Below are 9,191 nucleotides of genomic sequence, written 5' to 3' on the forward strand. Positions count from 1 at the left end.
TTACGGAGAGTAAAAATGAAAGTTCGTGCTTCCGTCAAGAAATTATGCCGTAACTGCAAAATCGTTAAGCGTGATGGTGTCATCCGTGTGATTTGCAGTGCCGAGCCGAAGCATAAACAGCGCCAAGGCTGATTTATTCGCATATTTTTCTTGCAAAGTTGGGTTGAGCTGGCTAGATTAGCCAGCCAATCTTTTGTATGTCTGTGCGTTTCCATTTGAGTATCCTGAAAACGGGCTTTTCAGCATGGTGCGTACATATTAAATAGTAGGAGTGCATAGTGGCCCGTATAGCAGGCATTAACATTCCTGATCAGAAACATGCTGTGATCGCATTAACTTCGATCTACGGCGTCGGCAAGACCCGTTCTAAAGCCATTCTGGCTGCCGCGGGTATCGCTGAAGATGTTAAGATCAGTGAGCTGTCTGAAGAACAAATCGACACGCTGCGTGACGAAGTTGCCAAATTTGTCGTTGAAGGTGATCTGCGCCGTGAAGTTAGCATGAGCATCAAGCGCCTTATGGACCTTGGTTGCTATCGCGGTTTGCGTCATCGTCGTGGTCTCCCGGTTCGCGGTCAGCGTACCAAGACCAACGCACGTACCCGTAAGGGTCCGCGCAAACCGATCAAGAAATAATCGGGGTGATTGAATAATGGCAAAGGCACCAATTCGTGCACGTAAACGTGTAAGAAAACAAGTCTCTGACGGCGTGGCTCATATCCATGCTTCTTTTAACAACACCATCGTTACCATTACTGATCGTCAGGGTAACGCACTGGGTTGGGCAACAGCCGGTGGTTCCGGTTTCCGTGGTTCTCGCAAATCCACTCCGTTTGCAGCTCAGGTTGCAGCAGAGCGTTGCGCTGAAGCCGTAAAAGAATACGGTATCAAGAATCTGGAAGTTATGGTCAAAGGACCGGGTCCAGGTCGCGAATCTACTGTTCGTGCTCTGAACGCCGCTGGTTTCCGCATCACTAATATTACTGATGTGACTCCGATCCCTCATAACGGTTGTCGTCCGCCGAAAAAACGTCGCGTATAACGCTGTCGTTTCTAGGATTGTTGGAGAAAGAAAATGGCAAGATATTTGGGTCCTAAGCTCAAGCTGAGCCGTCGTGAGGGCACTGACTTATTCCTTAAGTCTGGCGTTCGCGCGATCGATACCAAGTGTAAAATTGAACAAGCTCCTGGCCAGCACGGTGCGCGTAAACCGCGTCTGTCTGACTATGGTGTGCAGTTGCGTGAAAAGCAAAAAGTTCGCCGTATCTACGGTGTGCTGGAGCGTCAGTTCCGTAACTACTACAAAGAAGCAGCACGTCTGAAAGGCAACACCGGTGAAAACCTGTTGGGTCTGCTGGAAGGTCGTCTGGACAACGTTGTATACCGTATGGGCTTCGGTGCCACTCGTGCAGAAGCACGTCAGCTGGTCAGCCATAAAGCAATTATGGTAAACGGTCGTGTTGTTAACATCGCTTCTTATCAGGTTAGTCCGAATGACGTTGTTAGCATTCGTGAGAAAGCGAAGAAGCAGTCTCGCGTGAAAGCCGCTCTGGAGCTGGCTGAGCAGCGTGAAAAGCCAACCTGGCTGGAAGTTGATGCTGGCAAGATGGAAGGTACGTTCAAGCGTAAGCCGGAGCGTTCTGATCTGTCTGCGGACATTAACGAACACCTGATCGTCGAGCTTTACTCCAAGTAAAGCTTAGTACCAAAGAGAGGACACAATGCAGGGTTCTGTGACAGAGTTTCTAAAACCGCGCCTGGTAGATATCGAGCAAGTGAGTTCGACGCACGCCAAGGTGACCCTTGAGCCTTTAGAGCGTGGCTTTGGCCATACTTTGGGTAACGCACTGCGCCGTATTCTGCTCTCATCGATGCCGGGTTGCGCGGTGACCGAGGTTGAGATTGATGGTGTACTACATGAGTACAGCACCAAAGAAGGCGTTCAGGAAGATATCCTGGAAATCCTGCTCAACCTGAAAGGGCTGGCGGTGAGAGTTCAGGGTAAAGATGACGTTATTCTTACCTTGAATAAATCTGGCATTGGCCCTGTGACTGCAGCCGACATTACCCATGATGGTGATGTCGAAATCGTCAAGCCACAGCACGTGATCTGCCACCTGACCGATGAGAATGCATCTATTAGCATGCGTATCAAAGTTCAGCGCGGTCGTGGTTATGTGCCGGCTTCTACCCGAATTCATTCGGAAGAAGATGAGCGCCCAATCGGCCGTCTGCTGGTCGACGCATGCTACAGCCCTGTAGAGCGTATTGCCTACAATGTTGAAGCAGCGCGTGTAGAACAGCGTACCGACCTGGACAAGCTGGTCATCGAAATGGAAACCAACGGCACAATCGATCCTGAAGAGGCGATTCGTCGTGCGGCAACCATTCTGGCTGAACAACTGGAAGCTTTCGTTGATTTACGTGATGTACGTCAGCCGGAAGTTAAAGAAGAGAAACCAGAATTCGATCCGATCCTGCTGCGCCCTGTTGACGATCTGGAATTGACTGTCCGCTCTGCTAACTGCCTCAAAGCAGAAGCTATCCACTATATCGGTGATCTGGTACAGCGTACTGAGGTTGAGCTTCTTAAGACGCCTAACCTTGGTAAAAAATCTCTTACCGAGATTAAAGACGTGCTGGCTTCCCGTGGACTGTCTCTGGGCATGCGCCTGGAAAACTGGCCACCGGCAAGCATCGCTGACGAGTAACCGGATCACAGGTTAAGGTTTTACTGAGAAGGATAAGGTCATGCGCCATCGTAAGAGTGGTCGTCAACTGAACCGCAACAGCAGCCATCGCCAGGCTATGTTCCGCAATATGGCAGGTTCACTGGTTCGTCATGAAATCATCAAGACGACTCTGCCGAAAGCGAAAGAGCTGCGTCGCGTAGTTGAGCCGCTGATTACTCTTGCCAAGACTGATAGCGTAGCTAATCGTCGTCTGGCATTCGCCCGTACTCGTGATAACGAGATCGTGGCAAAACTGTTTAACGAACTGGGCCCGCGTTTTGCGAGCCGCGCCGGTGGTTACACTCGCATTCTGAAGTGTGGTTTCCGTGCAGGCGACAACGCGCCGATGGCATACATCGAGCTGGTTGATCGTTCAGAGAAAACAGAAGCTGCTGCAGAGTAATCTGTAGTAACGTAAAAAAACCCGCCTCGGCGGGTTTTTTTATATCCGTCATATCCCCACTTATCTACAATATCTGTACTCTTTTTGTTCATCCCCTGGAGTGTTGTATGTGGTTACTTGACCAGTGGGCAGAGCGCCATATTATTGATGCACAGTCTAAAGGCGAGTTTGATGATTTACCGGGAACAGGCGAACCGCTGACTCTTGACGATGACTCCCATGTCCCGCCTGAACTCAGAGCCGGATACCGTTTATTAAAAAATGCAGGTTGCCTTCCTCCTGAGCTCGAGCAACGCAGAGAGGCAATACAGCTGCTTGAAATACTCGCGGGGATCCGCAAAGATGATCCTAGTTATCCGGAGGTGAGCCGAAGACTGTCGCTACTGGAACTTAAACTTCGGCAGGCTGGACTCAGCACCGAGTTTTTACGCGGTGACTACGCAGATAAGCTGCTAAAAAAGATCAACGACGAATAGCGGAGAGAGCATGTACCGAATTGGTGAAATAGCGAAACTGGCTGACGTTACGCCAGATACTATCCGCTACTATGAAAAGCAGCAGATGATGGAGCATGAAGTGCGTACTGAAGGCGGATTTCGCCTCTATACAGAAAGCGATCTTCAGCGCTTGAAGTTTATTCGTTATGCCCGGCAGCTTGGTTTCACTCTGGAGTCGATCCGTGAATTGCTTTCGATCCGGGTTGATCCCGAACACCATACCTGTCAGGAATCAAAAGGGATCGTCCAGGAAAGACTGCAAGAAGTCGAAGCCCGCATTGCTGAACTTCAGACGATGCAGCGGTCACTGCAGCGATTGAATGATGCATGCTGCGGCAAGGCACACAGCAGCGTGTACTGCTCTATTCTTGAAGCTCTTGAGCAAGGCGCCAGTGGAACAACATCAGGCTGTTGATTTCTTGAACTGCCAGGTCTACACTCGCGGCGTAAATTACTACAAACTGGAGATATTATGAGTCGTTATCAGCACACCAAAGGGCAGATAAAGGACAACGCCATTGAGGCGCTTCTGCATGACCCACTGTTCAGACAGCGCGTTGAGAAAAATAAGAAAGGGAAAGGAAGTTATCTGCGTAAAGGCAAACATGGCAATCGGGGTAATTGGGAGGCCAGTGGCAAGAAAGTAATTAACTTTTTTACCACTGGCCTTCTTGTTTCAGTGAGTGCTTAAGAGCGGTTATTCTGTTCTTTCAGCAGGTCACGAATTTCACTTAGCAATACTTCTTCTTTCGATGGAGCTGGCGGTGCTGCCGGCTCTTCCGCTTTTTTACGGTTCAGTTTGTTGATCAGTTTGATTGCCATAAAGATAGCAAACGCAACAATAATGAAATCGAATACATTCTGAATAAATACACCGTAATGCATGACCACGGCAGGGATGTCTCCCTGTGCATCACGTAGCGTTAAAGCAAACTGTTTAAAATCAATTCCACCAATTAACAGCCCCAGCGGCGGCATAATGATATCGGCAACCAGTGATGAAACAATCTTACCGAATGCCGCACCAATAATGACACCCACTGCCAAATCGACAACATTCCCGCGCATCGCGAATTCGCGAAACTCTTTAATAATGCTCATTTTATTCTCCCTATGCAGCTGACGTTTATAAGTTTAACAAATGTTTAGGCAATTTCCATTTATGTATTGCCGAAAGGAAAATTTATTAGACCATGAAAAATAAAGGGAAATAAAAAAGGCGCTGTATTAGCGCCCAAATTATTACAGGAAGAAAGGACTTGGCTGGAATAGTCGCTCGACGTCGGTAATAAACTTTTTATCTGTCAGGAACATAATTACGTGATCGCCCTGCTCAATGCGCAGGTTATCGTTGGCAATCATGACATCGTTACCACGTACAACGGCGCCAATAATGGTTCCGGGCGGAAGTTTAATTTCATCAATTGAACGCCCTACAACTCTCGACGTCGTTTCATCCCCGTGTGCGACGGCTTCAATGGCTTCCGCGACGCCACGGCGAAGTGAAGAAACGCCAACAATATCAGCTTTACGCACGTGGCTCAGCAGCGCGGAGATGGTCGCCTGCTGCGGTGAAATCGCAATATCGATCACGCTGCCTTGCACCAGATCGACGTATGCTCTGCGCTGGATCAACACCATTACTTTCTTGGCACCCATCCGTTTGGCAAGCATCGCCGACATGATATTTGCTTCATCATCGTTGGTCACTGCGATGAACAGATCGACCTGATCGATATGTTCTTCGGCCAGTAACTCTTGATCCGAAGCATCACCAAAAAAGACGATCGTATTTTGTAGTTTCTCTGCAAGTTCGGATGCGCGTTGTTGATTACGTTCGATCAGTTTGACGCTGTAATCTTTTTCCAGACGACGTGCCAGACCCGCACCGATATTACCACCACCCACTAACATAATGCGTTTGTACGGCTTTTCCAGACGCTGCAGTTCACTCATTACGGCGCGTATATGCTGTGATGCCGCAATAAAGAAGACTTCATCACCCGCTTCAACGATCGTAGAACCTTGCGGACGGATCGGTCGGTCATGACGGAAAATCGCCGCAACGCGGGTATCGATGTGCGGCATATGCTCGCGCATTGTTGACAGCGCATTACCGATAAGCGGCCCGCCGTAATAGGCTTTTACTACTGCCAGACTGACTTTACCTTCGGCAAAATTCACCACCTGCAATGCGCCCGGATATTCAATCAGGCGATAAATGCTATCGATAACCAGTTGCTCAGGCGCAATCAGGTGATCGATTGGCACCGCATCGGATTGGAACAGCTTGTCGGCATCGCGAACGTAATCTGGTGAACGAATACGGGCGATGCGATTAGGCGTATTAAACAGTGAATAAGCTACCTGGCAGGCAACCATATTTGTTTCATCTGAGCTGGTTACGGCAACCAGCATATCGGCATCGTCGGCACCGGCTTCACGTAATACGCGGGGATGCGAACCATGCCCTTGCACGACACGGAGATCAAACTTGTCCTGCAGGCTGCGCAGGCGTTCACCATTGGTATCGACTACCGTGATATCGTTGTTCTCTCCGACCAGGTTTTCAGCCAGCGTACCGCCAACTTGCCCTGCGCCCAGAATGATAATTTTCATCAGTCGCGACCCGTTATCTCATCACTTTTTGATTAGCTTAGCGTAAAAGAAGCCATCGCCATCTTCCGCACCCGGTAAATTCTGACGTCCGGGTTTTTCCGGCGTACCGGTTTCGCTTAATACCGCATCCGGTGTGCGTGCCAGGAAGGCGGCAATTTGCTGCTGGTTCTCTTCTGGCAGGATAGAACATGTTGCATACACTAGCGTGCCGCCAGATTTAAGATGTGACCAGGTCGCATTCAGGATCTCAGCCTGTAATTGGGCAAGTTCGGCAATATCCCGGTCGCGGCGCAGCCATTTGATATCCGGATGGCGACGGATCACCCCGGTAGCAGAACATGGAGCGTCCAGCAAAATACGGTCAAACTGTTGTTCACCGCACCACTGCTGTGGATAGCGGCCATCCCCCTGTTTTACGGTTGCCTTCATGCCCAGACGTTTCAGATTGTCGTAAACGCGCGATAAGCGTTTTTCATCCACATCGACGGCCATGACGTTAGCTAGCGGAGCAACTTCCAGAATGTGAGTGGTTTTACCGCCCGGCGCACAGCACAGGTCGAGGATCTGCTCACCGTCCTCCGGCAACAGATAATTTACGCATCCTTGAGCGGAAGCATCCTGAACGGTGACCCAACCTTCGTCAAAACCAGGGAGGGCGTGAACTGGAGCCGGTGTTTCCAGACGCACTGCATCCGGGTAGTCTGGATGCGGGAAACCTGTCAAACCCGCTTCGGTAAGCAGGTCTAGCCAGGCGTCGCGAGTATGGTGATTACGATTGACTCGTAGCCACATCGGCGGTCGCTGGTTATTGGCTTCAAGAATGGCTTCCCACTGCTGCGGATACGCACTCTTAATACGTTTCACCAGCCAGGAGGGGTGTAAGAAGCGCAAATCGCTTTGCGCAAACTCGGCCAGCAGTTCATCCTGACGGCGTTGAAACTGGCGCAGTACGCCGTTGATCAGCCCTTTCAGCTGTGGACGCTTAATAACGACCGCGCCTTCTACGGTCTCAGCCAACGCAGCGTGCGCTGGAATACGAGTATGCAACAGTTGATAGAAGCCCACCATGATCAGGTAGTGAACGGTGCGCTGTTTGCCCGTCATTGGACGTTCCATCAGTTGCTGGATCATCCACTCCAGTTGAGAGAGTGTACGCAATACGCCGAAGCAAAGTTCTTGTAACAGCGCTTTGTCTTTATCGGCAACTTTTTGCTGCATGGCGGGCAGCACGTTACTTAGTGATTGTCCTTTCTCGACAACCTGTTCGACGGCCTGGGCCGCCATACTGCGTAAATTAAGATGTTTTTTCATAAGCGCAAAAATAAAAATGCCCGGAGACACCGGGCTTAAAGAGATGAACCGTCAGGCCAGACGGTTTCCGGGCACGAACCACTCCCGGCGCGAATTAAGCAGATCCTGCGCGCTCATGGCTTTTTTACCGGCAGGCTGCAAAGAGATAAGATTCAGAATGCCGTCGCCTGTTGCGACCTGGATACCCTGCTTTGTCGCCTCTAAAATGGTGCCTGGCTCGGCCTGGGTGTTTACAGCAATAACCGAAGCTTGCCAGACTTTCACTGGCTGACCATCGATTTCAAGCCAGCTCATTGGCCATGGGTTAAAGGCGCGGATGCAGCGTTCCAATTGAACAGCCGAAAGCGACCAGTCGATACGGGCCTCTTCTTTGCTGAGTTTTTCTGCATGCGTAACCAGTGATTCGTCTTGTACCACCGGTTTTATTGTGCCGGCAGCCAGCTGTTTTAGCGTTTCAATCAGCCCCTGAGGCCCCAGTTCTGCCAGCTTGTCATATAACGAACCGCTGGTATCTTCTGCCGTAATTGGGCAGGACAGCTTCAGCAGCATATCACCGGTGTCGAGGCCAACATCCATCTGCATGATGGTAACACCGGTTTCGGCGTCGCCTGCCCACAGTGAGCGCTGGATCGGTGCTGCACCCCGCCAGCGCGGAAGCAGGGAACCGTGAACGTTGATACAACCCAGGCGCGGCATTTCCAGTACGGCTTTTGGCAGGATCAGGCCATATGCCACCACCACCATCACGTCTGCGTGTAAATCAGCAACCAGTTGCTGGTTTTCCTGAGGGCGAAGAGAGACGGGTTGAAAGACCGGTATCCCTTTTTCTTCTGCCAGCACTTTTACCGGGCTGGGCATCAGCTTTTTACCGCGTCCCGCCGGGCGGTCCGGTTGGGTAAACACGCCAACGACGTTATGTCCAGAAGACAGCAGCGCGTCGAGATGACGCGCTGCAAAGTCAGGTGTACCCGCAAAAATAATACGTAGTGAGTCTGACACGTTGATCCTTGTCCTTAAGCTCGGGCGTTCAGGCGGTCGAGTTTTTCAACTTTCTGACGAATGCGTTGTTGCTTCAACGGAGACAGATAATCGATAAATAGTTTACCGACCAGGTGATCCATTTCATGTTGAATGCAGATAGCGAGCAGGCCATCGGCTTCCAGTTCAAAAGATTTGCCGTCGCGATCGAGCGCACGAATTTTTACTTTCTCTGCACGCGGTACTAACGCACGCTGTTCAGGAATAGACAGACAGCCTTCTTCAATGCCGGTTTCGCCGTCTTTTTCCAGCAGTTCTGGGTTAATGAGTACCAACTGCTCATCGCGATTTTCAGAGACATCAATAACAATGATGCGCTGATGAATATCGACCTGTGTTGCTGCCAGACCGATACCTTCTTCGGCGTACATCGTTTCGAACATATCATCAACGATACGCTGAATTTCTGCATTCACTTCTTCAACCGGTTTTGCGACTTTGCGAAGGCGCTCGTCCGGAATATGTAACACTTGCAAAACTGACATAGTTATCCAGAGTTGAGTTCAGGAGTTGAAAAGATTATTACCTCTATTCTAGACAAAACCCCCTCTGATTGACAGCATCAGTGACCAATCGCAAAGATTGCCAGGAC

Annotated in this window: 14 protein-coding genes; 9 read left to right on the plus strand and 5 right to left on the minus strand. The window is 50.2% G+C overall.

Annotated elements, in window-relative coordinates; translation table 11 throughout:
* The first annotated feature begins 15 nt into the window (after positions 1–15).
* From rpmJ to arfA, 9 genes are all read left to right on the plus strand, one after another.
* On the plus strand, positions 16–132 hold the full coding sequence (rpmJ, locus tag JQN59_RS01950; RefSeq protein WP_000868187.1) for a 50S ribosomal protein L36: 117 nt from the start codon (positions 16–18) through the stop codon (positions 130–132).
* A 146-nt stretch (positions 133–278) separates the two neighbouring features.
* Positions 279–635 (plus strand): 30S ribosomal protein S13, encoded by a 357-nt coding sequence (rpsM, locus tag JQN59_RS01955; RefSeq protein ID WP_003031135.1) that lies wholly within the window; start codon positions 279–281, stop codon positions 633–635.
* A gap of 16 nt (positions 636–651) precedes the next feature.
* On the plus strand, positions 652–1,041 hold the full coding sequence (gene rpsK, locus JQN59_RS01960; RefSeq protein WP_003031137.1) for a 30S ribosomal protein S11: 390 nt from the start codon (positions 652–654) through the stop codon (positions 1,039–1,041).
* Positions 1,042–1,074: 33 nt separating this feature from the next.
* Positions 1,075–1,695: a 30S ribosomal protein S4 gene (gene rpsD / locus JQN59_RS01965; RefSeq protein WP_003031138.1), complete on the plus strand. Its 621-nt coding sequence runs from the start codon at positions 1,075–1,077 to the stop codon at positions 1,693–1,695.
* A 25-nt stretch (positions 1,696–1,720) separates the two neighbouring features.
* Complete coding sequence (locus JQN59_RS01970) at positions 1,721–2,710, plus strand: DNA-directed RNA polymerase subunit alpha (protein ID WP_003031139.1); 990 nt, start codon at positions 1,721–1,723, stop codon at positions 2,708–2,710.
* Positions 2,711–2,750: 40 nt separating this feature from the next.
* Positions 2,751–3,134: a 50S ribosomal protein L17 gene (gene rplQ, locus JQN59_RS01975; RefSeq protein WP_001216370.1), complete on the plus strand. Its 384-nt coding sequence runs from the start codon at positions 2,751–2,753 to the stop codon at positions 3,132–3,134.
* A gap of 107 nt (positions 3,135–3,241) precedes the next feature.
* Positions 3,242–3,610, plus strand: a complete 369-nt coding sequence (locus JQN59_RS01980; RefSeq protein ID WP_003845236.1) for a DUF1992 domain-containing protein — start codon at positions 3,242–3,244, stop codon at positions 3,608–3,610.
* A 10-nt stretch (positions 3,611–3,620) separates the two neighbouring features.
* The gene (zntR, locus tag JQN59_RS01985; RefSeq protein ID WP_003031145.1) at positions 3,621–4,046 is read left to right on the plus strand and encodes a Zn(2+)-responsive transcriptional regulator; all 426 of its coding nucleotides are present in this window, start codon (positions 3,621–3,623) and stop codon (positions 4,044–4,046) included.
* Between the two features lie 57 nt (positions 4,047–4,103).
* On the plus strand, positions 4,104–4,322 hold the full coding sequence (arfA, locus tag JQN59_RS01990) for an alternative ribosome-rescue factor ArfA (RefSeq protein WP_003828276.1): 219 nt from the start codon (positions 4,104–4,106) through the stop codon (positions 4,320–4,322).
* On the opposite strand, the gene mscL is transcribed toward arfA, so the two are convergent.
* From mscL to def, 5 genes are all read right to left on the minus strand, one after another.
* Complete coding sequence (gene mscL, locus JQN59_RS01995; RefSeq protein WP_003031152.1) at positions 4,319–4,732, minus strand: large-conductance mechanosensitive channel protein MscL; 414 nt, start codon at positions 4,730–4,732, stop codon at positions 4,319–4,321. The genes arfA and mscL overlap by 4 nt on opposite strands.
* Before the next feature lie 141 nt (positions 4,733–4,873).
* On the minus strand, positions 4,874–6,250 hold the full coding sequence (gene trkA / locus JQN59_RS02000) for a Trk system potassium transporter TrkA (protein WP_003031153.1): 1,377 nt from the start codon (positions 6,248–6,250) through the stop codon (positions 4,874–4,876).
* Positions 6,251–6,271: 21 nt separating this feature from the next.
* Positions 6,272–7,561 carry a 16S rRNA (cytosine(967)-C(5))-methyltransferase RsmB gene (gene rsmB / locus JQN59_RS02005; RefSeq protein WP_032945172.1) on the minus strand — a complete coding sequence of 430 codons (1,290 nt, stop codon included), beginning with the start codon at positions 7,559–7,561 and terminating at the stop codon, positions 6,272–6,274.
* Between the two features lie 51 nt (positions 7,562–7,612).
* The gene (fmt, locus tag JQN59_RS02010; RefSeq protein WP_048215427.1) at positions 7,613–8,560 is read right to left on the minus strand and encodes a methionyl-tRNA formyltransferase; all 948 of its coding nucleotides are present in this window, start codon (positions 8,558–8,560) and stop codon (positions 7,613–7,615) included.
* A 14-nt stretch (positions 8,561–8,574) separates the two neighbouring features.
* A complete protein-coding gene (gene def, locus JQN59_RS02015) occupies positions 8,575–9,084 on the minus strand; it encodes a peptide deformylase (protein ID WP_003828283.1) in 510 nt (169 codons plus the stop codon).
* Between the last annotated feature and the right edge of the window lie 107 nt (positions 9,085–9,191).

Source organism: Citrobacter sp. B72, from assembly GCF_016894305.1.
Lineage (GTDB): Bacteria > Pseudomonadota > Gammaproteobacteria > Enterobacterales > Enterobacteriaceae > Citrobacter > Citrobacter portucalensis.

Excerpts from the sequence above, each read along its gene's own strand:
- rpmJ (WP_000868187.1), top strand. The coding sequence starts at position 16 with ATGAAAGTTCGTGCTTCCGTCAAGAAATTATGCCGTAACTGCAAAATC.
- rpsK (WP_003031137.1), top strand. The coding sequence starts at position 652 with ATGGCAAAGGCACCAATTCGTGCACGTAAACGTGTAAGAAAACAAGTC.
- rpsD (WP_003031138.1), top strand. The coding sequence starts at position 1,075 with ATGGCAAGATATTTGGGTCCTAAGCTCAAGCTGAGCCGTCGTGAGGGC.
- JQN59_RS01970 (WP_003031139.1), top strand. The coding sequence starts at position 1,721 with ATGCAGGGTTCTGTGACAGAGTTTCTAAAACCGCGCCTGGTAGATATC.
- rplQ (WP_001216370.1), top strand. The coding sequence starts at position 2,751 with ATGCGCCATCGTAAGAGTGGTCGTCAACTGAACCGCAACAGCAGCCAT.
- JQN59_RS01980 (WP_003845236.1), top strand. The coding sequence starts at position 3,242 with ATGTGGTTACTTGACCAGTGGGCAGAGCGCCATATTATTGATGCACAG.
- zntR (WP_003031145.1), top strand. The coding sequence starts at position 3,621 with ATGTACCGAATTGGTGAAATAGCGAAACTGGCTGACGTTACGCCAGAT.
- arfA (WP_003828276.1), top strand. The coding sequence starts at position 4,104 with ATGAGTCGTTATCAGCACACCAAAGGGCAGATAAAGGACAACGCCATT.
- mscL (WP_003031152.1), bottom strand. The coding sequence starts at position 4,732 with ATGAGCATTATTAAAGAGTTTCGCGAATTCGCGATGCGCGGGAATGTT.
- trkA (WP_003031153.1), bottom strand. The coding sequence starts at position 6,250 with ATGAAAATTATCATTCTGGGCGCAGGGCAAGTTGGCGGTACGCTGGCT.
- rsmB (WP_032945172.1), bottom strand. The coding sequence starts at position 7,561 with ATGAAAAAACATCTTAATTTACGCAGTATGGCGGCCCAGGCCGTCGAA.
- def (WP_003828283.1), bottom strand. The coding sequence starts at position 9,084 with ATGTCAGTTTTGCAAGTGTTACATATTCCGGACGAGCGCCTTCGCAAA.